Annotated in this window: 25 protein-coding genes and 1 other annotated feature; of the genes, 7 read left to right on the top strand and 18 right to left on the bottom strand. The window is 38.9% G+C overall.

Annotated elements, in window-relative coordinates; translation table 11 throughout:
* The first annotated feature begins 310 nt into the window (after positions 1-310).
* The 3 genes from HNQ41_RS14940 to trpS all read left to right on the top strand — a co-directional run bounded on the left by HNQ41_RS14940 (position 311) and on the right by trpS (position 3,498).
* The gene (locus HNQ41_RS14940) at positions 311-850 is read left to right on the top strand and encodes an HD domain-containing protein (protein WP_184665240.1); all 540 of its coding nucleotides are present in this window, start codon (positions 311-313) and stop codon (positions 848-850) included.
* Positions 851-1,097: 247 nt separating this feature from the next.
* A complete protein-coding gene (locus HNQ41_RS14935) occupies positions 1,098-2,078 on the top strand; it encodes a sodium:calcium antiporter (protein WP_184665239.1) in 981 nt (326 codons plus the stop codon).
* Positions 2,079-2,182: 104 nt separating this feature from the next.
* Positions 2,183-2,451: a binding site (T-box leader), on the top strand.
* A gap of 57 nt (positions 2,452-2,508) precedes the next feature.
* Positions 2,509-3,498, top strand: coding sequence for a tryptophan--tRNA ligase (gene trpS / locus HNQ41_RS14930; RefSeq protein WP_184665238.1), 990 nt, complete (start codon positions 2,509-2,511; stop codon positions 3,496-3,498).
* A gap of 58 nt (positions 3,499-3,556) precedes the next feature.
* Here the strand turns inward: trpS and HNQ41_RS14925 are convergent, their stop codons facing one another.
* The 3 genes from HNQ41_RS14925 to HNQ41_RS14920 form a co-directional block, all read right to left on the bottom strand.
* Entirely contained in the window at positions 3,557-4,309 is a 753-nt protein-coding gene (locus tag HNQ41_RS14925) for a DUF3603 family protein (RefSeq protein WP_184665237.1), read from the bottom strand.
* Between the two features lie 88 nt (positions 4,310-4,397).
* Positions 4,398-4,610, bottom strand: a complete 213-nt coding sequence (locus HNQ41_RS16960) for a YuzI family membrane protein (protein WP_484600385.1) — start codon at positions 4,608-4,610, stop codon at positions 4,398-4,400.
* A gap of 55 nt (positions 4,611-4,665) precedes the next feature.
* Complete coding sequence (locus tag HNQ41_RS14920) at positions 4,666-5,514, bottom strand: DUF2268 domain-containing putative Zn-dependent protease (protein WP_184665236.1); 849 nt, start codon at positions 5,512-5,514, stop codon at positions 4,666-4,668.
* A 145-nt stretch (positions 5,515-5,659) separates the two neighbouring features.
* Between HNQ41_RS14920 and HNQ41_RS14915 the strand changes: the two genes are divergently transcribed.
* Complete coding sequence (locus tag HNQ41_RS14915) at positions 5,660-6,361, top strand: Crp/Fnr family transcriptional regulator (protein WP_246421725.1); 702 nt, start codon at positions 5,660-5,662, stop codon at positions 6,359-6,361.
* A gap of 681 nt (positions 6,362-7,042) precedes the next feature.
* The gene (locus tag HNQ41_RS14910) at positions 7,043-8,071 is read left to right on the top strand and encodes an LCP family protein (protein WP_184665234.1); all 1,029 of its coding nucleotides are present in this window, start codon (positions 7,043-7,045) and stop codon (positions 8,069-8,071) included.
* 60 nt (positions 8,072-8,131) lie between these two features.
* Here HNQ41_RS14910 and fabF read toward each other — a convergent pair whose 3' ends face one another.
* Both fabF and HNQ41_RS14900 read right to left on the bottom strand, forming a co-directional pair.
* Positions 8,132-9,373: a beta-ketoacyl-ACP synthase II gene (gene fabF / locus HNQ41_RS14905; RefSeq protein WP_184665233.1), complete on the bottom strand. Its 1,242-nt coding sequence runs from the start codon at positions 9,371-9,373 to the stop codon at positions 8,132-8,134.
* 54 nt (positions 9,374-9,427) lie between these two features.
* Positions 9,428-10,360, bottom strand: coding sequence for a beta-ketoacyl-ACP synthase III (locus HNQ41_RS14900; protein WP_184665232.1), 933 nt, complete (start codon positions 10,358-10,360; stop codon positions 9,428-9,430).
* Between the two features lie 194 nt (positions 10,361-10,554).
* On the opposite strand from HNQ41_RS14900, the gene HNQ41_RS14895 reads away from it, so the two are divergent.
* Positions 10,555-10,869: a hypothetical protein gene (locus HNQ41_RS14895; protein WP_184665231.1), complete on the top strand. Its 315-nt coding sequence runs from the start codon at positions 10,555-10,557 to the stop codon at positions 10,867-10,869.
* Between the two features lie 103 nt (positions 10,870-10,972).
* Here HNQ41_RS14895 and HNQ41_RS14890 read toward each other — a convergent pair whose 3' ends face one another.
* The 4 genes from HNQ41_RS14890 to HNQ41_RS14875 form a co-directional block, all read right to left on the bottom strand.
* Positions 10,973-11,299: an amidohydrolase family protein gene (locus HNQ41_RS14890; protein WP_184665230.1), complete on the bottom strand. Its 327-nt coding sequence runs from the start codon at positions 11,297-11,299 to the stop codon at positions 10,973-10,975.
* 52 nt (positions 11,300-11,351) lie between these two features.
* Positions 11,352-11,531: a hypothetical protein gene (locus HNQ41_RS14885; protein WP_184665229.1), complete on the bottom strand. Its 180-nt coding sequence runs from the start codon at positions 11,529-11,531 to the stop codon at positions 11,352-11,354.
* Between the two features lie 349 nt (positions 11,532-11,880).
* Positions 11,881-12,072, bottom strand: coding sequence for a YjzC family protein (locus HNQ41_RS14880; protein ID WP_184665228.1), 192 nt, complete (start codon positions 12,070-12,072; stop codon positions 11,881-11,883).
* 55 nt (positions 12,073-12,127) lie between these two features.
* Positions 12,128-12,862, bottom strand: coding sequence for a YwiC-like family protein (locus tag HNQ41_RS14875; RefSeq protein WP_184665227.1), 735 nt, complete (start codon positions 12,860-12,862; stop codon positions 12,128-12,130).
* Positions 12,863-13,039: 177 nt separating this feature from the next.
* On the opposite strand from HNQ41_RS14875, the gene HNQ41_RS14870 reads away from it, so the two are divergent.
* Positions 13,040-13,585, top strand: a complete 546-nt coding sequence (locus HNQ41_RS14870) for a hypothetical protein (protein WP_184665226.1) — start codon at positions 13,040-13,042, stop codon at positions 13,583-13,585.
* 58 nt (positions 13,586-13,643) lie between these two features.
* Here the strand turns inward: HNQ41_RS14870 and HNQ41_RS14865 are convergent, their stop codons facing one another.
* From HNQ41_RS14865 to HNQ41_RS14825, 9 genes are all read right to left on the bottom strand, one after another.
* The gene (locus HNQ41_RS14865; protein WP_184665225.1) at positions 13,644-14,354 is read right to left on the bottom strand and encodes a Crp/Fnr family transcriptional regulator; all 711 of its coding nucleotides are present in this window, start codon (positions 14,352-14,354) and stop codon (positions 13,644-13,646) included.
* Between the two features lie 258 nt (positions 14,355-14,612).
* A complete protein-coding gene (locus HNQ41_RS14860) occupies positions 14,613-15,905 on the bottom strand; it encodes an MFS transporter (RefSeq protein WP_184665224.1) in 1,293 nt (430 codons plus the stop codon).
* 129 nt (positions 15,906-16,034) lie between these two features.
* Positions 16,035-16,244 (bottom strand): hypothetical protein, encoded by a 210-nt coding sequence (locus tag HNQ41_RS14855; protein WP_184665223.1) that lies wholly within the window; start codon positions 16,242-16,244, stop codon positions 16,035-16,037.
* On the bottom strand, positions 16,237-16,770 hold the full coding sequence (locus HNQ41_RS14850; protein WP_184665222.1) for a QcrA and Rieske domain-containing protein: 534 nt from the start codon (positions 16,768-16,770) through the stop codon (positions 16,237-16,239). Before HNQ41_RS14850 ends, HNQ41_RS14855 begins: the two co-directional genes overlap by 8 nt.
* A gap of 36 nt (positions 16,771-16,806) precedes the next feature.
* A complete protein-coding gene (locus tag HNQ41_RS14845; RefSeq protein ID WP_184665221.1) occupies positions 16,807-17,349 on the bottom strand; it encodes a 4Fe-4S dicluster domain-containing protein in 543 nt (180 codons plus the stop codon).
* A 15-nt stretch (positions 17,350-17,364) separates the two neighbouring features.
* Positions 17,365-19,488, bottom strand: a complete 2,124-nt coding sequence (gene fdhF / locus HNQ41_RS14840; RefSeq protein ID WP_184665220.1) for a formate dehydrogenase subunit alpha — start codon at positions 19,486-19,488, stop codon at positions 17,365-17,367.
* The gene (locus HNQ41_RS14835; protein ID WP_184665219.1) at positions 19,488-20,630 is read right to left on the bottom strand and encodes an MFS transporter; all 1,143 of its coding nucleotides are present in this window, start codon (positions 20,628-20,630) and stop codon (positions 19,488-19,490) included. Before HNQ41_RS14835 ends, fdhF begins: the two co-directional genes overlap by 1 nt.
* 335 nt (positions 20,631-20,965) lie before the next feature.
* A complete protein-coding gene (locus tag HNQ41_RS14830; protein WP_184665218.1) occupies positions 20,966-21,268 on the bottom strand; it encodes a HesB/YadR/YfhF family protein in 303 nt (100 codons plus the stop codon).
* Between the two features lie 90 nt (positions 21,269-21,358).
* Positions 21,359-22,456: a TIGR04053 family radical SAM/SPASM domain-containing protein gene (locus HNQ41_RS14825; RefSeq protein WP_184665217.1), complete on the bottom strand. Its 1,098-nt coding sequence runs from the start codon at positions 22,454-22,456 to the stop codon at positions 21,359-21,361.
* Positions 22,457-22,525: the final 69 nt, after the last annotated feature.

Raw genomic sequence — 22,525 nt, 5'->3', positions numbered from 1 at the left:
CTTTTAGATGTCTTTAATTTATCGTACGTTCAACTCCACCAGTTCATCCATAAAATATCGTTTATTTGGAGAAAAGGTTTTTGCTTTCTCTAACAAATTATACAACGCTTCTCGACATTTACCAATCATATTTTACAAGCAATAGGAATTTTCGACAAAACGCAAATGTTTTAATAAAAGTTGAGCATCTGATTATTGACATTCTCTTTTTCATTTCATATAATTTTAAAAATATATCTTTGAACGAAAATCGAAGCCCCCTTTTCCGCAATAAAGTTTCTTCATCATTATCGAAAAAGGAGGTCTTAACATGAAAAGATTACGTTTGCGAGAAATATACGAACATCCGATCACAAAAAAATACGTAAAGCGTTCTGGACTTGCTCATGCAATCGCAACAGCTGAGATTGCTTTTGAACTCAGCAAAACGTATAACGTATCTCCTGATTTAGCTACCAAAGCTGCTTTCCTCCATGACATAGGTCATTATACTTGGTATAAAGATGGCCAATGGGATTATGAATTATATAAAGAAAATGACATTCATGCTATTAAAGGTGCCGAACGATCACACAAGTTATTAATTCGCCTTGGTGAAGACAGAGTTGCTGCAAAACAAATTTCACTAGCCATTCTTCTTCATACAGATTCGTACCTTCCTACGAGCTCTATTGAGAGAGAACCCCTGCAAGAAGTTGTTGCTTCAGCTGATGAACAAGACGAAGAGCCTGGTGGTTTCCACCATTATAGAAAAATTACTGAAAGTGAAGCGATTCGTCGTTTAACAAATCTAGACGAAAAAATTGACCAATACAAGGTAAACGGAAAAGAACATTTACCAGTTAAATAGCACCTTCCCTTAACTTGACGATTCTTCACGTAACATGCTAATCTAACTTTAATTCATGTTTTCTTTCCATAAAAAGGGGAGTAGCGACCAGATTGGTCGATAAATCGTCAAGACAGCGATGATTCGCTCGGTTTATCGAACTTTGCTAAAGCAAAGGACGCAAGACCTTTTTGTGCAGAAGGTAATACCTTCGCATAAAAAGGTCTTTTTTGTTTGATTATAACCAATACTAAAGGAGAGACATTACATGGCGATTTTGCTTTTTCTCCTCTCTGCACTCATGTCTGTACTTGCTTCAATCAAATTATCATCATATGCCGATGTACTTAGCGAGCGTTCGAAATGGGGGACCGCCTTCATCGGTGCTTTTCTACTTGCAGGTGCTACGACATTACCAGAAGTCACAACGAGTTGGGTTGCCCTCTCTGTTGATAACCGTGAGATCGCAGCTGGAAATATGTTTGGCAGTAATGGATTCAATTTATTGATCCTAGCTATCGCTCATATCATATTTACGAGGCACAGGCTTCTTGAACAATCATTTTTATTCGTCCGTGGCCCTTTTATCATGAGTTTCTCTGTTACATTGCTGTTATGGATTGATACTCAAGTGGATTCTATATGGGATGAACGTTTGTATATTGGCTGGTCATCAATTGCAGCAGTCATTTTTTTCTTCATTTATTTTCTATATCAGCACTTTCAAAAAAAACATCCCCTTGCTGACAATGAAAACGATGAAAGTTTCCATACACGAGCCATTTCGGTCAGAAAAGCAAAATACGGGTTCTTCATTTCTACTGTATTGATCTTAATCTTTGGTTCTACACTTGCACTTTCTGGTGATTATATTGCTAAAACAACCACAATCTCTTCAAGTTTTATCGGTACAGTCGCTATCGCTTGTGCAACCTCTTTACCAGAGGCTGTTTCTGTCTATGTTGCATTAGGGCTTAAAAACGTGCGATTAGCGATTGCAATGCTTTTTGGTAGCAACATCATGAACTTATTCCTTTTCATCGCACTTGATGTCAGTGACCTCAATGGTCCATTACTATCTTCCGTAGAACACGGACAATACATTACTTTATTGATGCTACTTGCCTTTCATGTCATTATATTTTTAAACGCAAACAGAGATCCTAAAGGTAAAGCATTAAGTATAGGAAGTGCTTTGATCATGATTGCTTTATATTTATCGATGAATTACTTGTTATTCGTTTCATAATTGAATCAATTATCTGTTTTCTCCGCATTTACAACTTGTTTTATTTAAACTATAATATTTAAACAAAAGTAATGAGTAATGGAAAGTGCATTACATAAATTATAAATCGTGCAATGAAAAAGGAAGTACTTATACCGTGAACGCTTTTCAGAGACCCTGTGGTTGCTGTGAACAGGGAGCATCGGTTAAGGAATTGGGCTTTGGAGCATTTAACCTTGAACGTGTTATGTCAATAATGACAAAAGTAGGGGTTAACGGAAATCGCCGTTATCGATTATTGAGGTGGACAAACATTTGGTTTGTTTGATCCTCGGCTTAAGTGACTCTCTTTGCGAGAGTAATTAGGGTGGCAACGCGGTCTTCCGTCCCTGCAGTGCAGGACGGATTTTTTTATGCTTTTTTGATGAAAAATACCGAAAGGATGAGAAAGATGAATACGATATTCTCAGGAATTCAACCGAGTGGAACAATCACACTTGGCAATTATCTTGGTGCTATGAGACATTTTGTCGACTTACAAGAGGAAAATCAATGCTACTTTTGCATTGTCGACCAGCATGCAATCACCGTCCCCCAAGACCGACTGAAACTAAGAAAAAACATCCGTAGCCTTGCTGCGCTTTATTTAGCTGTCGGGATCGACCCGAAAAAATCAACACTTTTTATTCAATCAGAAGTTCCAGCGCACGCACAGATGGGTTGGATCATGCAATGCGTATCGTACATAGGTGAATTGGAGAGAATGACCCAGTTTAAAGATAAATCCGCTGGTAAGGAAGGTGTCTCGTCAGCGTTATTAACATATCCTCCGTTAATGGCTGCCGATATATTACTTTATAATACGGACATCGTACCTGTTGGTGAAGACCAAAAACAACACCTAGAACTAACTAGAAACTTAGCTGAACGGTTTAACAGTCAACATAACGATATCTTTACAATTCCAGAGATCCAAACACCTAAAGTTGGTGCACGAATTATGTCCTTAGCAGACCCAACGAAAAAAATGAGTAAATCAGATGAAAATGTTAAAAGTTACATCTCTATGCTCGACGACGAAAAGCAAATTGAAAAGAAAATCAAAAGTGCGGTTACTGATTCAGAAGGAGAAGTTCGCTTTGATAAAGAAGAAAAACCAGCGATCTCAAACCTCCTTTCCATCTTTTCACTCGTAACTGACCAATCGATTGAACAACTAGAAACGACCTATAAAAACCAAGGATACGGCACATTCAAACAAGAGCTAGCAACGGCTGTGATTGATAAAATTCGACCCATCCAAACCCGTTACAATGAATTAATCGAGTCTCCTGAACTTGATGACATTCTAGACCAAGGTGCTGAACAAGCTCATCGAGTCGCTAATAAAACGTTGAAAAAAGCAGAACGAGCAATGGGCCTAGGCCGCAAACGCAAGTAAACAAATAAAAAAGGTCGGTCACAGTAAACGATTAAGTCTACTATGACCGACCTTTTTATTACTTATTTTTTACACTTTCATCTTGTTGAAGTTCCCAGAGCTTTTCGAAAAACGGTTGTCCTTTAATGATCGCTTCGCAAAACTCTTCATGCTTTTCCGACCAACCTGTTGCAATTGAGTCATAAAGAACATTCCATGCTTGTTCAAATGTCATCGCTTGAATTTTTTCATAGTGGTGCGGAGCCCATTCAGTTAACCAATAACGAACTTCCGCTAACGACGCTTCAGTATGTAATTGATCTAAAGCCATAAACAAAATTTGTTTTAACTGTCGTTCTTTTCTGTTTAACCCATACATTAATGATGGGTGAGGTGAAAGCATATGATATTCTCTGCTTTTTTTCTCATCACTTAGGTTATATTTTCGTGTTTCTAGGTGACCAGCCATTTCAATGACTTGTTCTTCCTGCTTTGGAACGAGGCGACTTTTTCTAATCGGTGTCACATAACCAAGTGTATCAACGGTTAAAGTTCGCTCACCATCCGTTGCAATAAAACAATACTCAAGTGGGAGGCGTTGTGTATTTTTTCTCATATAACTTTGTTCATACACATCTGCTAATAACGCCTGCGGTAATGGTTGTAAGCTGTTTTCGATGATTGAAAATAATGATGGTTCTACTTTCAAAACAACGACTTTGTCGAGCATTTCTATGCGATCTGACTTGCGCCATTCAAAAAACTCACACACATTATAACCATTTTCTTCACCTTCGAACCAATTCACCCAAACATCCTTGATATTTTCCATAAGATATTGCCCCCTATACCAAGCAATTCATTTTAGTATCAGTATGGTCAGGGGAAAACCAGTTTATTCCACTGATTAGATGAACTTTTTACTTCTTTTGACGAAAAGGAAAATAAATGCTTGTCCAGATCAAAAAAATACCGATAATAAAAAAAATCGTTTCTATCCTTACCGTGATAAACATGAAATAATCTATGATTGAATAACCCGCTGTTAATAAATTCAAATAGGCCACAAGGCTAATACCCCCAGACACCGAAAAACCAAAACCTAATAACAAAAAAAAGATACGGAAAACCACAAAAAAACCTCCATTAAGTACGTATCCATTAACTTTGATTACAACTTCTAGAGGTTTAGTGATTTTCCTTCTTTTCCTCTTCAAAACGAGAACGTTGTAAAATATACTCAGCTGATGTATTTAGAATTTTATCTACGTCTTCTTTCGTTTGCCTCTGATATTTCTCAACTATCGAAAAGCCTAGCGCATATCCAATCCACGGCGGTAACTGATACTTTCCACCATAAAGAAAAGGATGTTGTTGTGCTAACCCTCTCATATTCAAACGTTTCATAAAAGCTCGATGCCACCACTCTTGCAAAAGGGTTTCGGAATAACCCTTTGTCCATTGAGCTACATGTTTTTCCCCATGGTACTTGAGAACAGACATTTCAGCGATCCCTTCCATAACCATTGACTCTAAAAGAGATACAGTCTTTTCATCAATCGAAAATTTTTCGATCCGACACGCATGGCTGTACTCATGTGTAAGAAGCGCACAAATATCTTCTACTTCCGTATATTCATGAACAAATAAAAGAATACAAGAAGGAAAAGTTACACCATTTTTCTTGCCTAAGTTTTTCATAATGAAATGGTTCCGTTCATCTAGAGGAAATAGATAAACCGGAATATTAGGTCCCTTCCAATCTTCTTTCAAGCGATGAAATTGTCTTTCTAATAAAACATATACTTCTTTTTTCTTCATTAATTTAATCCATTTACTTAGTTTCGCATGAGGAGGACTTAGACCGTTTCTCATCAGTATTTCATGTACATTCCGTAACGAACCGTATCTGAAATGCTCATAAAGTGGTTCAACAAGAAAACGTTCCTGTAACTTGTGTAAATCATGAACATTCGTTATTGATTGCTGCTTCGTCGAAAACCGTTCAATCCACCTTTTCGTTGGTTCAATACCCACACTATCCCCCCCTTTGATAATAATTTTATGCAGCTTTAACACGTTCTGCGAACACATTTCAAGCGTGTTTTCTTTTTTTGACGATTATGATATTCTTTCCATACAAACAATCACTTCTAGGTGATTGAAAAGGGGGATGGGGGAGATGGATGGGAAGGCCACACCGTTTTTTCAACAATTAACGAGCACACAACAAAAATACCTCCTTCAGCAAGGGACTCGAGTGAAATACCGAACAGGTACGACACTTTATTATGAAGGAGAGCAAACAAATCATGTTTATTTGATACAAAAAGGGAAAGTCCGTCTAAGTAAAATGACGATTGACCATAAAACCTTTTACCTTCACTTAAAACAAGAAGATGAAATTGTTGGTGAGTTTAGTTTATTTAATGAAATGAGTACAAGTATGACTGCGGAAGTCGTTGAGGATGCCGAGCTTGTATGCTTTGATCGCCTACTCCTAGAAAACTTATTCACTCAAAACGGTGATATCGCGGTCCAATTTATTAAACTGTTTGCACGAAATACTCAATCTACGCAGGCAAAGTTCTGTGACCTTTTACTATATGGAAAAACTGGTGCACTGTATTCAATTCTCATCCGTTTTAACAATTCTTTTGGCAAAAATCATCCTGACGGTATACTTATTGATGTAAAATTAACCAACCGAGACATTGCCAATTTTATTGGTACATCACGAGAAACAGCTAATCGAATGCTCAGAGAATTAGAAAAAAAAGAGATTCTAACGCAAGAAAACGGCTGGATCATTCTACATGACTTAAACTTTCTTAAATCCACACTTCACTGCGGGAAATGTCCAGTAGAGATTTGTACAATTTAATTAAAGCTCACTATTTCATTTCCTTTCGTTTGTCTACCACTCTTTGTTTAAAAATCATTGATTTCACTTTTTTAATATGTAGTAAGTTGACAATCCTCTATAATGAACCCCTGACTCCTCTTAACATGTTGTTTGTATACCTAAAGGCACCATATGGTTACAATGACAATAAATACATACAAATCTAACCGCTGCACACAATGAACCATCTATCATATTACATCTATAATGATTCACCTCTTCATTGAGGGAATCATTGGATTAGCAAAATATAAAGTTCTTTTGGATTCGTTACAAGTGGACATTAGGCACAAGACGACATCGGTTCACACGTCACTTGTTCGTATTCATGGTTACCTTCTTTGCCGCGGACATACGACCTGTTATTTCAGCCAAAGACATCATTTTTTGAGGGGGCGGACGAGCATACGCTCCGTTAACCCTTCTCTTATGCACGCAATGAAGAGCGAACGACACGCTGGACGTAACCGCTGACCGAGAATCGCCACCATTCACTTCGCTAAGTTTATCAAAAACAAACGACGTTTATGAAAAGACCTTTTATCAAACAAAACGTTCGATTCCTTCATTTTGTGAAATCTTAAAATTTCACTTGATTTCTCTTCGTTCGAAACATTTTCTGTTATAATCGACACGGAACGAATAAAGAGGTGAAAATCCATGACAAAATCTGATAATGAACACGCTAGGCAACCGAAACTAAAATCTAAAATCGTCTTACTCACGTTTTTACTCGTTATGCTTGCGGCACTTTCTGTCGCTGCATATAGCAAAAACCAGTTTGACATGGCACGCCAAGAATCATTAGAACAAAGAGGAGATTCCGACACAGAAAATAATGAAGTCATATTCGAAGAAACAGAGGAAGACGAGGACCTTGATTATCTCCATGTTTTACTTGTCGGTTTAGACGAAGAATCAGGAAGAAATCGTACAGATACGATTATGGTCGGACAATATCGTCCAGAGGATGGAGAAGCAAAGCTCGTTTCTATCATGCGAGATTCTTATGTAAACATCCCAGGTTATGGTCATAATAAAATTAACGCCGCTTATGCTTTGGGCGATTTAGAATTATTACGGCAAACAATCGAGGAAAATTTTCAGATTAAAATTAATCACTATGCACAAGTCGATTTTGATGGGTTTGAACGAGTTGTAGATATCATGGCTCCTGAAGGACTTAACGTGACTGTAGACAACCATATGTATTATGATGGAGGGGAGTTCCTCATTAATTTTGAACCTGGAGAACACGTTATGGATGGAGAAGATACACTTCAGTATGTACGCTTTCGAAGTGATGCAGACAACGACTTTGGTCGTGTTGAACGACAACAAGAAATTCTCTCAAAACTGAAAGATGAAGTTGTTTCTTTAAGCGGAGTCGGTCGTGTACCTGAATTACTCGGTGGTATCGAACCTTTTATTCAAACAAATTTAGGAACTGATACACTACGTACTTACGGTTATGATTTTGTCAGAAACCCTGTTGATGAGATCGAAACATTAAGGATTCCTGTCGAAAATAGTTACCAAGACGGTCACTACAATCACGCTGGTGCTGTATTAGAATTAGATTTCGAGCAAAACATTAACGAATTACATGAGTTTTTAGAAATTGACGATCTGTCAGAAGACATCTCTGTAGAGGATGAAGAGGAAAGTTTAACAATTGCACCTCAATAAAACCAACGCAAACGAAGGGTCAGCCCACTATAGGCTGACCTTTCTTAGCAGTTAATAAAACTATTCACTAAAACGTTTAAAGATAAGAGAAACGTTGTGACCACCAAAACCTAAAGAGTTACTTAACGTGACGTTAACATTTTGTTCTCGAGCAGCATTTGCGACATAATCTAAATCACAATCTTCATCAGGCGTTTCGTAGTTGATTGTCGCAGGCAAGATTCCCTCGTTGATTGCACGGATTGAGAAAATAGCTTCAACGGCACCTGCTGCGCCAAGTAAGTGTCCTGTCATCGACTTCGTTGAACTCATTGCTAAATTGTATGCATGATCCCCAAATACGGTTTTCACTGCTCTTGTTTCATACTTATCATTGTATTCTGTACTCGTACCATGAGCATTGATGTATTCCACATCTTCAAGGGAAATCTCTGCATCTTTCAGCGCTTCTTTCATCGCTCTGACAGCACCTTCTCCTTCAGGGGCAGGGGCAGTGACGTGATAAGCATCACCTGTTGCACCATAACCAACGATTTCTGCATAGATCGTGGCACCACGTTTTTTCGCTGACTCTAATGATTCCAAAATCAGAATGCCTGATCCTTCACCCATAACAAATCCGTCTCGATTTTTATCAAATGGACGACTTGCTGTTTTTTGGTCATCATTTGTAGATAAAGCTTTCGCTGACGTAAAACCAGCAAAGGAGATTTCTGTAATCGGTGCTTCTGCTCCCCCAGTAATCATCGCATCCGCATCGCCACGCTCAATGACTTTGTAAGCATCTCCAATGGAATTCGCTCCGGAAGCACAAGCTGTCACTGAACAAGAATTAATTCCTTTTGCACCTGTGGAAATAGACACTTGTCCTGAGGCCATATCTGGTATCAACATCGGAACGAAGAATGGACTCACACGACGGTGTCCTTTTTTCTCATAATTACGGAATTGCGTCTCAAACGTTTCCATCCCGCCAATTCCTGATCCGATCCATACGCCTACACGTTCTGCGTTGGATTCGTCTATTGTTAAATCGGCATCTTCAAGTGCCATTTTTGCACCTGCAACTGCATATTGAGTGAACCTGTCCATCTTTCTGGCATCACGCTTATCCATAAATTGTCCTGGATCAAAATCTTTTAGCTCTGCTGCAATCTGTGTTGGAAATTCGGATGCGTCAAAGTGGGTAACTTCTCCCACACCTGACTGCCCTTTTAGCACTTGTTCCCATGTTGTATCTACATGATTCCCCAGTGGCGTAACAGCTCCCATTCCAGTCACGACGACACGATTTTTTTGCATACTTATTTCTCCTTTCAAATCATAGAGAGTCATAATGACGACGAATATTAAAATTTATGTTCCCCAACGAATCGCTACTGCTCCCCATACGAGGCCTGCACCAAATCCGACAAGAACGACGACATCTCCGTCCTCAATTTTACCATGTTTTAAATCATCCATTAAGGAGAGAGGAATCGAAGCCGAGGAAGTATTGCCATACTTATTGACCGTCTTTGACATTTTTTCTATAGGTAATTCTAGACGTTCTCGAGCAGCTTCCATGATGCGAATATTCGCTTGGTGTGGAACTAGAAAATCACAATCATCTTTCGTTAAACCTGCTTTTTCTAATACATTTAACGAAGATTCACCCATTTGTCGAACAGCAAATTTAAATACTTCTCGACCATTCATCTTAAGATATTCTTGTTGATGAATGTGTTCAGCACCAGACCCATCTGTTCCTAATTCGAAAGAAAGGATACCTCTTTCATCAGAAACTGGGCCAATAATTGCTGCTCCAGCACCGTCACCAAACAAAACGGCCGTATTACGATCTTCCCAATCAATAATGTTTGAAAGCTTTTCAGCACCAATAACTAAAATCCGATTATAAGCGCCAGTTTCAATGAATTGTTTTGCTGTTACTATTCCGTAAATAAAACCAGCACAAGCTGCACTAACGTCCATTGCTGCAGCATGCGCTGCTCCTAAACGGTCTTGCAATAAAGAAGATACCGAAGGAAATGGTCGATCTGGTGTCACGGTGGCAACGAGGATCATATCGATCTCCTTTGCATCTATATTCGCATTTTCAATTGCTTCCTTTGCTGCTTCGTAAGCCATATCACTTGTTCTCGTCTCTTCACCAGCGACTCGCCTCTCTTCTATACCTGTACGTGTTCGGATCCATTCATCTGATGTATCAAGACGTTGTTCAAGGTCAACATTAGTCAAAACTTGTTCAGGGGAAAACGCCCCCATCCCTAAGATTCCTGCTTTCATCTTCGTTCCTCCTCTATATGGCATACTTAAACGTTCTTAAAGATTAAATATTATACTACATATTATGACCTAGTCATAAACAAAATGCAATCCTTTGTTCAGCAAATGCATCAATTATTACAAGCATTGCACGGGCAAACAAGATTTAGCATATTGTATTAATGGAAAAGCTTCGGTCCGAAAGGAGGTTATGTATGAAAAACGATCGTCAAAATTCACAAAATCAAGATGAGAATACGCAACCAAAAGGAAACTTTTTTGATCAAATGATGTTCGGAAATAAAGGGGTGATCGACCAAAGCTCCGAAGCGAACCAACAACCACAGGCGAATGCTACAACAAAACAAACCGATTCAGAGTCAAATAATGAAAACGAAGATATCGATTTTGACGAAATTATGGAACATGTTGGAAACCTGATGAATAATGCCGATAAACTAAAACCTGCCTTAAAGCAATTCGGACCTATTATTGATTTTGTTAAATCATTTAAGGGTAGTGGAAAGTAACTTCAATAATGTAATAAGCTGACTCTACAAAGGAAGGTGACTAATTGGCAAAGTTACTGCCACAAAACACTTTACACCTTTATGAGTCAGCTTATCATTATCATTATGTTTCACTGTGTATGTGTTCTAACACTTCATTAACAAGCGATTTAGCTTGATCTTTTAACTGAGCTTCCCGTTTGTTTGCTGGTGAAATTTCTTTAACTTCCGCATAGGTTTCTAGAAAACCTTCAACATTTCCAGTACCTACTTGTGCAAAACCATAATGTACAAGAAGAGTCATGTTTGGTTGATCACTTCTATGGAAGATTGGCATTAAAGGTTCTAAAATTTCTTTTCCTTGTTCATAATTCCCCTCTTGCACTTTTTTATAACCTGTTGTTAATTTTTGTGCTAATTCACGGAGGTTTTCTGGTGATTGTTCCATCATTTATTCATACTCCCTTCATAACTATAAAAGTTAATGTTTTATCGACGAAACATCATCGATAAAATTTACGAATATAATATGCACGTTCGACGATCAAACTGAGGCCGACTGCCAATAAGAAAGCTAGCCACTGTGGTAAAAGCAATACTTGATATAAAAATAAATAGCTAGCAATAATAATCACCGAAAAGATGAGTAATCCCATCATTAAAATTCGCGTTCGTGAAGGCAAATTTTTCTCCACCTCTCTTGCCATTTCATCAATACAACACCACTTAAGTACCGACATCAAAGCTTTACATTTCGTTTAAACCCTTTCCACCAAACTCACAACATTGCAAAAAGACCATAACATATGAAGGAGAGGAGTGAAAGGAAACATGAGCAAACCTTTAATCTTAACCTCTTTTATCATTCTTTCAGCAATGTTGGACTACGTCTATATTCAACAATACCTAAAATGGTTACAAATGTCGAAATATACATCCATTTTCACAAAAAATATTCATCCTCAAAAGCCAAGAAAAAGCTGATGTATTGTGGAAAATGAAGATAAACACCACAAACATCAGCTTTTCTTTTTAATGCTTTGTTTCTTGTTTTCGTTTATACGACCATTTTCGGTCATCGTTGCTCGTATCAGGGAAACGATCACCTGCATTCATGCGTAAACTTTTCGGATCGTTGACATTGCTCCCCGTTTCTCCAATTTCTACGTACACACCGTTGTTTGGTGCATGATCTCCTGGCTCAAATTGTCGTTTTTGACCCAATGTACCTTCCCCCCTTTTAGGATTAAGGTACACCAATCAAGTGACTTCTATGCCCTTATAAATACCCCATATAAAAGCTCATTACCGCAAATCCGATGTATAAAAGACTATTTACAATTTCTGCTACACCGATATGCATCGGTTTTCCGTAACGATTTACTGGAATAAACGTCGTTTTTAAGGCACTAGCTAAGAAAGGAATCACGAGTAAATACGCTTGCATAACGATGGGTAATATGACCAATAGTATATGATAAGCAAAAGAGATACGGTGAAATGTACGATTCTTTTTTTCTCGAATTAAAGATTTTACATGAAACACACTAGCTACAAAAAAAGCAATCGTCCATGCAAACAAAGCCAATGCTTCACTTGAAATGGTCTCTTCTCCAAGGTAATAAGCGAGAACAAGAAGCCATGATAAACACGTGATCGCTACGACATCATTGGTAAACGCTCGTTCATTTTTACGATAAGCAAACCATAGGTTTATTAAAAACAATGGTACCACAGGTAACCCTAAAATCATGATTGTTGGTTCGCTGATTAAAACAGGGATTAAAAAAACCGCCCCAATCGATAAATATACAGTTAATGAAGGGCCGACATCTCTATTCTTTTTAGGATTTCGAATGTAAGATAATATAGGTCCTTGTGCAAAATAAAAAGAGAAAATTGCAAGAAAAAAGATGATGTGCCACAATGTTATTCCACTTACAGCAGCTCCAATCCAATATGGAACAATAAGCATCGCCCAAGCACCATGCTCTCTAGGTACATACCAGTTCATCGACTCAACCCCACCATTCATTTTTATTTTCTTTACAGCTATCGTACGACACATTCATATATTTGAATGTGATTTGAATCACAAAGGATGGAAAAGAGCAGTGTGAGATTTTATACAGCTAATCGCATGAACAATTGTTATCATCGTTATATCAAGACGTTGAGAGGTGTATGTAAGATGTTTTCCGTCAACCTAACCTACAAAGACAGAATACAAATGTTACCAATTATGCGTTTCCACCATTTTCGGTTTCAAGATAACCGGTATGTTTGTCATGTTGAAAATGAAGGGCGCTCCTTTACAATTGAAGCCATTCATCTAGCTGAGGAAAAAAAAGTGATTATTTCCTTTCCTAAAGCTCTCTCTCTTCAAGCATTACAAACGGTGAATGAAACCATTTCACTAATAGCTGAGCAACTTCAAGCCGAGGTCGATGATCAAGAAACAAAACTTGGTTATATAGAAAATGGACAGCCTGTCTATATTTATCACAATTTTCGTCAATGGGTTCCCTATTTAACCGATGCCAAATATCGTTCCTTAAAGGGGCAACACGTTGACGTTTACAATGCAGGCGTTCATCTTATTTCAGGTTTGTTAACAGAAGTTGATATCCAAGCTCATGAGCAATCCGTTACGATTCAATCACTAACTTTGATCACAACTGAAGGTGAAGAAACACTTTACGGTGATGCTCTCCAATTGGAAGCTAAAGAATTGTAACCACCAATAACCTCAAAAAAGGTCAGAACTTGATAATTATCAAGCTCTGACCTTTAGGTCAAATGGTACATATTTCAACGGGGCAATCACCGCAATGCAAATAATCTTTTAAAAATTGCAAGTTATGAATCGTAATGTAACCATTATCTACTGAGACAACCTCATCCTTTTTTAAGTCGTTGAGCATTCTATTAACACTTTCCCGTGTTGTACCAATATAATTAGCAATATCTTGGTTCGTTAACTGAACACTAATCCGAATACCATTCTTCGTTTTATCGCCGTAAGAATTGCCAAAACGAATCAATGTCGAGTAAAAGGCCCCTGTCTTTCCACAAAGTATCAAATCACGAAATTTCGCTTGCGTCGATTGCGTATGACGCGCAAACCACTTCATAAATGCAACGGCAACTTCGCCATTTTTGCGGAAGATTGTTTCTAGCGTTTTACGGTCAAATCGGACGAGCGTCGCATCTTCAAGCACTTCTGCAGTCACGCTGATCGCCATCTCATTAAATAGTCCTACTTCACCTACAAGTTCATCCTTCTGTTTTAAATGGATGGAAAACTCTTTTCCATCAGCCGTCATTTTACTGAGACGAACTTTTCCAGACCGGACTAAATATACATATTCTGGGGAATCCCCTTCATAGAACAGGTATGTCCCACTTTTTACTCGAACCTCTAAACCATACGTTAATAATAGCTCTTGGTTTTCTTCTGAGATCTCATTAAAGAACCGTTTCATTTCAAGCTCTTTCTTTTCCATAAAGAAAACCTTCTTTCTTTAATAAAATAATATACAATAATCATATACTTTCATATTAACACTATTCCCACAGTATATAAAGGTTTAAAACTACAGATATATAATGGACACCATACTAGATTCTAACGTTAACTACATCACAAGTAAATATTATTTTCTCCTAAATTCTTTCTTTTTCATCAGATAACCTCAAAAAAAGCCAGACCTATTGAAAGGCCTGGCTCATATTGGGGATATGTCCCAACACCTGTTGAATTACTAGCACTTCACTTCTGCATTTTTTCTCGAGTAGTAGTACCAGTTCATCACTAAACTGATTAAATAGTATACGACAAAGAGGTAAAGAGCCAATGCACCAGAACCAGTTGATTCAATCGACCAACCAAAAATTTCTGGAATGAAAAAGGCGCCGTATGCAGCAATTGCTGCTGTAAAACCAAGTACTGGACCAGCTTGTTTTTTCGGGAAGATAACTGGGATCATACGGAACGTTGATCCATTTGCAATTCCTGTTGTTAAGAACAAAATCAAGAACATGATTAAGAAGCCAACAAAATTATCAGCATTCATAAAGTAAATAACACCAAAGGTTGCTGCAATCATAATCACGATATCCCAAAATGTAACGATTGCGCCGCCTAATTTATCAGACATCCATCCTCCTACCGGACGAATAAGAGCACCAATAAGTGGTCCGAGGAACGCAAGACCGGCAGCGTTTAGCTCTGGAAATTCAGAATTAATAAGAAGTGGAAATGCTGCTGCATAACCAATGAATGAACCAAAACACATTGTATAAAGCCACGTCATAATCCATGTATGTTTATTTTTGAAAATAACAGACTGTTCTTTGAAACTTTGTTTCGTGCCTGGGAGGTTATTCATACCGAAGAATGCTGCAATTGTCACAAGTACAATTGGAATCACCCATACAAAGGCCGCATTTTGGATATATACTTCAGAACCATCAGGTAACGTTTGTGATCCTCCTGTCATTGCACCGATCATAGCAAAACCAAGAGCGAGCGGTGTTGCAAATTGTACAGCACTCACACCGAGGTTACCAATACCTGCATTAATGCCTAAAGCGCCACCCTGTTCTTTTTTCGGGAAAAATGGGCTAATGTTCGCCATTGAAGAGGAGAAGTTTCCACCTCCAATTCCACAAAGTGCAGCTAAAATCGCCATTGTCATAAATGATGTTTCAGGATTTTGTACCGCGATACCAATTCCGATCGTTGGAATTAACAACAGTGCTGTACTAATGACAGTAAAGTTTCGTCCTCCAACCATTCCCGGCATAAATGTGAAAAAGATTCTTAATGTCGCCCCTGTTAAACCTGGTAGGGCTGCTAATGTAAATAATTGCCCATCTGTAAACTCAAAGCCTACCGAATTTAAATGAGTTGCCGTTACAGACCAAATTTGCCAAACAACAAAGGCTAAAAACAGAGCAGGAACAGAAATCCATAAATTTCTCCGTGCGTGCTTCTTTCCTTCTGTTTCCCAAAAGTGCTGATCTTCTGGATCCCATCTCGTGATTTGTGCCATAATACCGCCTCTTTCTATAATTTTGTTATCCTTTTCACAAAACCGACAAAATGAACGCTTCTTTGAGTGAAAAGGGAAGAGGGTACAGGATAACGGATTATGCTGTAAGCACCCTCTTAACTTTTCGTATTATGAAGAAGATTTTTTATCTCCGTATTCTGCTTTACGCCACTGTAAAAAGGTAATAATCGTAACAATGGCTGATACAAAGGCAACGCCTGAGTATATAGGTACGATTTCAAATTCTCGACCAAGGTATGCTCGTGTTGTCAATTGCAACATCACAACATTTAATATCAACGTAGTAAATATAATGATCCAATACGCTTTTTTACCCATGGCGATACTTCCTTCCAACGGCATAGACCGTATCGTTTTCAACCTTGATTTCAATTAAAGGTAATTCTCTTTGCGGTGGTCCTTCAATTGGATGGCCATTTTTCACATCGAAATACCCGCTATGACATGGACATAAAAGAACGTCGTCTTCTTTTTGATAAAATACCGGACAACTCAAGTGGGTACAAGCAGAGTTATAAGCAACGAGGTCACCGTTTACTGTGTGAACCAAAATGGCATCATCATCATCTGGATATTTAAAAGTCATTGACTCACCTTTAGGAAGATCCGATAATTTTGTGATTTCTACACGTTCATAATCTTCGTCTTCTAATCCCATCATCGCTCTAACGCCAAATGGTACCGTTGAAACGCCTAGAGCTACCGAAGCTCCGACTGCCGTTTTCAAGAACGCACGGCGATTAAAGCGCATATCATCATCCTGGTTTAAATTATCGACGAGGTTGATCATCTCTTTATCCGACTCTTTACGGAATCGTGCATTTTCTTTTTTACATTTACTCATGGTCAGCCCTCCTTCTTTATATTGATTAACATACGTTTAATCTGAGTAGACACCAAAGAATTCAGGCACGTATTGCCATTTATCTTGTTCTGTCGGTTTCTTACCTTCTACTAGGTTTAATTGTGTGCGACGGCGACGAAGCTCTTGCATTTCTTCAAAGTCGATGAAGCGAATTGCATCACTTGGACAAACGGACGCACACATTGGTGAAATGTCATGTTGCGTACGGTCGTAACACATGTCACATTTGTACATTTTGTTTTCTTCAAAATCGAATTTAGGAATCCCGAATGGACAACCAAACGTACAGTTACGACAGCCAATACACTTCTCTTCCATTGCTGAAAGGACAACACCTTCTTCAGTAATCTGAATCGCATTTGCTGGACAAACACGCGCACATGCTGGATCCGTACATTGCATACACATCATTGGATATGTTTGACGACTTTCCATAAAGTCGACATATTCTACATAGTTTCGCTCTTTGCCATCATGGTCCCCACACTCACGACAGGCTGCTTGGCAAGCTCGACAACCGATACACCGTTCAAATTCTAAATACATCACTTTATTCATGGGCTCATCCCTCCCTTACACTTTTTCAATCTTAACGGCACATACTTTAAACTCAGGCATACGTGACGTAGGGTCTAAAGCTGGATTTGTTAATAAGTTAACCGATAACTCTTTACCCCAATGATACGGAACAAAGACATGGTCACTTCTGATCGCTTTTGTAAGCTTCACATCTAGTTTCATAGAAGAACGTTTCGTTGTTAGTTTGACTTCATCACCGTCAGAAAGGTTATATTGACTTGCCATTTCTGGGTGCATTTCTACGAAAGGTTCTGGACACTTTTCATTTAAGAAAGAAATTCGTCTCGTTTGTGTTCCAGATAAGTAGTGGAAGACAACACGTCCAGTTGTTAACGTCACTGGGTACTCATCTGTTGGTACTTCATCAGGTTCATGCCACGGAACAGAAGGTAAGTTCGCTTTCCCATCTGGCGTATCAAACTTCTCTTTAAACATCGTTGGCGTCCCTGGGTGATCCTCAGAAGGACAAGGCCAAAATACACCTTCTTCATTATCGATTCGGTCATAAGTAATGCCGTAGTAATCCGCTTTACCACCTTTTGTAGCAAGACGGAACTCATCAAAAATTTGCTGAACATTTTCGTAACCGAAATGTTCTTTTTTACCCATACGTTCTGTAATTCGATTGATAATTTCCCAGTCAGGCTGTGATTCACCGATTGGGTCTTTCACTTTACGGATTCGGATCACACGACCTTCTAAGTTTGTCGTCGTCCCTTCATCTTCTGCCCAAGAAGTCACAGGTAAAACAACGTCAGCAAACTCTGCTGTTTCGGAAAGGAAGAAGTCACTAACGACCATGAAATCGAGCTTGTTAAAGCCGTCCCAAATGTATTCGTTATTTGGTGCTGATACTGCTGGATTACTACAAATGACATGCATCGAACGAATATTCCCACGTTGAATTTCATCAAACATCTCGTAAGCAGACACACCTGCTTTTGGCATTTCTTCTGGTTCAATACCCCAGACGCTTGAAACATACTTCACGTGTTCTGGATTATCAATTTTACGATACCCAGGTAGGGCATCAGATTTTTGACCATGTTCACGTCCACCTTGACCATTTCCTTGCCCTGTAAATGTTGCTACTCCTGCTGCAAATTTTCCAATTTGACCACGCAGAAGAGCCATTGACGTATATAATGTTACGTTATCGACACCTTTTGCTTGCTGTTCAACACCACGTGCAAACATGACGACTGAACGTGGAGATTGTCCGTAAATATGTGCTGCTTTCAAGATTTTCTCTTCACTTACGCCTGTGATTTCTGCTGTGTAAGCTGGTGTAAAAGGTTCAACAGATTTCTTTAAGTCTTCGTAGTTGTTACAACGTTCTGAAACATATTCGTGATCAACATAGCCTTCACGGATAAGTAAGTGCATCATACCATTAGCAAGTGCTGAATCCGTACCAGCTTTCAAATCGAGGTGAACATCAGCAATGCGCGCTGTCGGTGTTTCACGAGGGTCAGCAACGATCATTTTCGCCCCTTTATCTCTCGCTTTCCACAGCCACTGGATCGTCGTCGGATGACACTCTGCCGTGTTCGTACCTGACATGAAGAAACAATCCGTATGTTCTAATTCTGGCCATGGTAATGTTGAACCGCGGTCTGTTCCTAATGTTTTCATAAAACCACCGGCTGCAGAACTCATACAGAAACGACCGTTATAGTCAACAAAACGTGTTCCGAGTCCAACCCGTGCGTATTTACCAACGAGGTAACACTTTTCATTTGTCATTGATACACCACCGAAAACAGATAGTGCATCTTTTCCGTAATCGGCTTGTAATCTTTTATAATTTTTTTCAATCAAATCGAGTGCTTCTTCCCAAGAAGCTTCCACAAACTGACCGTCTTTTTTAATAAGAGGTTTTGTGATTCGCTCTTCATGGTCAATCGTTTGATAAGCTGTAACACCTTTAGGACACATTTTCCCTAGAGTCACTGGCCAATCATAGCGAGGTTCTACCCCTGCTATTGCACCTGTTTTTTCATTCACACGTATATGCATACCGCACTGCATTCCACAATAACAACAGTGTGTTGAAATCAGTTTTTCTCCTTCATGGTGAAGGTTTTTTACATCTTTTTTCACTATGAACTCTGACATTACGACTCCTCCGTTTCTTTCTTATTGTAGAAAGATTCATCACGCTCTCGCCCGAACCCTGGCATATGAATACCATTATTCGTCATTACTGGCTCTCCCGCTCCTTGGATAGGTGCATCCATATTTAGGTGTGTCATGACGCGAATTCTACGGCGACAAGCTGGACAATAGTCTGATAAATAAGTACCGTCTTCCATTTGTAGATCAAACGCTTGCTGACCGAGAATTTCTTTTACGTCTGCAATCTGATCATCGTTTGAATATGTGTCCCCGCATTTCTTACAAGGTCTTGTATCTGCTCCTTCTTCTTCCCAATAGTTCATCGGAACAGAAGTTGCCATTGGGCGAATTGGTAAGTGAAATAACTTTCCAAATGGGAAGTAAACAAGAAAAATCACGACTGTTGCTTGGTGAACGAGAGCCATCGGACTGTGCATAAAGCCACCTAAAAATTTGTAAGATAACGTGAGCAACAAACCTGATACTGTTACCGCTAGTAACAGATAAAGTGGAAATAGATCAAACTCTGCTCGTTGTGTTACCTTTGTATCGTGGTTGTTAATTCGGCGTGAAATCGCCATAATAAGTCCAACTAATAGCATGATCGATGAAAAGTTTAAGGCATTGTAAGAAATGAAGGCCAAGAAACCATCTGGGTGCATCGTAATCGTTGGAATACTAAGGACGATGATTTGATACGTTTGTGGGTCGACAAGGTCAAAGTAGAACCAATTGAATACGAGTCCGAAAGTAATCGCTAAAGAAAGAAGACAACCCCACGCAATAAAGAAATGTTGAAGACCTCGATACCAACCGCGTTTGAAGATAAACTTTTGTAAAATGATGTTATCTACAGCTGTTTTCAGCATTGCTCTTACATTACGTTTTTTTCTTGATTTTTTTCGTAAGTTTTTTAAGCTTCGTTTCATCACTTGGTGTGTTGCTGGACGGATAAGCCATGCGCAAATTCGTACAGTAATCCCAATGAAGAAAATGAACGAAGAAATAATGTATCCCGATGACGCCCATTTCATTTTTGAAAATTGTCCTGTAGCGATCCACAGGAGAAAGAAAAGGATAAGGACGACAACAAACGAATACATGCTCGCTTTGGAATAAAAAGATCTCTCTAATCTTTCCAATGCTTTCACTCCCTTGCTTCGTAGTAATATCGCTGGCAACGCAGCTCTGCGTTATCACGTGATTAACGTTCTATGTTTATTGTAGATAACAGACAAAAGATCCACTGTGCATTTTCTCACACCACAGGCGTGAAATATCTCACACTGTTACATCTGTCACAGTCCAGAGCGAATAATCACTTCTTAAAAACACCGTCAGATAAATGACCTTTTTTAATTTTCGTTTCTATCTTGTTCACAAAACTGTCATTGGTGTTCATGCTGTTTTTCGCCTTAAGATTTCGCACTAAAAAAAGCCGACTTAAAAAGTCGACCTTTCACTTATCATATAACGTTTATTCGTTCGTTTTCTCTGGAAAATGGTAACGGATCTCTTTCCACTTTTCATCAAGGTGAATGTCGAAATCGTGGTCTTCAAAATACCATAAATCATCATCTTCTACATAAAAACGAATCCCATTGCGGATCGTTTCAGAACCAATGTTTTCCGGATCTTTTACTGCAAGTCCTAAAGAAAAGCCTGTTTTTAGTTGTGGAGAACCTCCGTAGCGAACAAAAAATTGAACAGATTCATTTCCTTGTAAATCCAATTCGTCTTTAAACCAATTTATTGCCTCGTCTGTTATGGTGATTTTCATTGTACGACTCTCCTTTATGATCGATAACGTGCTCCCTATGTTAAAGTGTTACCGTTTCATATGCAAAAAAATCGCTTAACAACGATCGATTCATTGATACTTTTCAACAAATCCTTCAGCCCTTTTCGGTTCGTATGTGCACATCGGTTCGCTTTCTAAATAATCTCCCGTTATAGCAAAAGCACGGGCCCGGGATCCACCACATAAGTATTTATACTCACAGCGCCCACATTTTCCTTTTAATTTCTCTTTGTTCCGTAAATCTTGTAATATTGGTGACTCGCGATAGATTTGGGACAGTGGTTCATCTCTTACATTTCCACACTCAAGAGGTAGAAAGCCACTCGGATAGACATCACCTGTATGACTAATAAATATAAAACCATCGCCGTCATTTACGCCCTTGGGTGCACGACCAAGCGTATCAAGACGTTTTGTCGTCATCGATTGCTTTAATCCTAAACGCTGCTTCTCTTGCATTGCTACTCGTCGATAATGAGGAGCTTCCGTCGCTTTTATATCATAAGGCATGTTCTGTTGTTGCTCAAATAACCATTCCATTAATTCTTCGTGTTGCTCTGCTGAAATCATATCTTTTTCCATCCCACGACCTGTCGGAATAAGGAAAAACACGCTCCAAAGCACCGCACCCATTTCTTTAATTAATTCGGCCATTTTCGGCATATCTTCTAAATTGTATGCTGACACTGTTGTATTAATTTGAATAGGGATATCTAATTCTTGTAAATGACTGATCCCTCGCATCGTTGTATCATATGACCCTCTCGTTCCACGAAAATGATCATGAATTTCTGCTGTTGAGCCGTCCAAACTAAATGCCCAACGCGATAAGCCAACATCTTTCGCTTTTTCTATCGCCTTTTTCGTTACTTTAGGCGTCGCACTTGGCGTCATTGATACAGATAAACCTTTCTCTTCGATCGCATATTTTGCAAGATCAAATAAATCAGGGCGCATCAACGGGTCCCCGCCTGTAAACACAAAGAGAGGGTTGTTCATTGTTGCAATATCATCAATTAAAGCCTTACCTTCTTCGAAACTCAATTGATTAGGGTCTGCACGATATTGAGCTTCTGCACGACAATGTAAACACTTAAGTGCACAAGCACGTGTCACTTCCCATATGACAATAAATGGATCGTGGTCGTAATTTCTCGTGTTCCACATCGCTGGTCACACCTTTCTATTTCTGAAAGAAAAACACTTTCATCCATCATAAGCGATGATGTAGATCAA

The organism is Texcoconibacillus texcoconensis (assembly GCF_014202575.1).
GTDB lineage: Bacteria > Bacillota > Bacilli > Bacillales > Salisediminibacteriaceae > Texcoconibacillus > Texcoconibacillus texcoconensis.
The sequence above is the reverse complement of the archived record's forward strand: the minus strand, read 5'-3'. Positions and strand labels throughout refer to the sequence as shown.